A 255-nucleotide genomic window follows, 5' to 3' on the forward strand; every position below is an offset into this window, starting at 1 on the left:
CCGTTGAGTTCGCGTACCGTACGCTCAAGAATGACGCTGAAGTTTTTCCGGATGAATGCCGTGTTAGCCTGCGCCAGCTGCAGTGCTGTGTTAATACCCAGCGCATTCAGCTTTTCCGTCAGTCTGCGTCCTACTCCCCAGACCTCACCAACTGGCTGCAGCCCCAGTAGCTTCAAGATCCGATTACGGTTTTCTGCCGTCAGCGCGACCACACCGGAAAACTGTGGCCATTGCTTTGTTGCCCACTGTGCACTT

The 255-nt window shown here is 54.9% G+C and carries 1 pseudogene; it reads right to left on the reverse strand.

Annotated elements, in window-relative coordinates:
- Nucleotides 1–255 (reverse strand): annotated as a pseudogene (locus E0D98_RS26815) (protein ImpB); the annotation flags it as partial.

Origin of the sequence: Escherichia sp. KCJ4928, assembly GCF_004352695.1 — a bacterium.
GTDB lineage: Bacteria > Pseudomonadota > Gammaproteobacteria > Enterobacterales > Enterobacteriaceae > ECMA0423.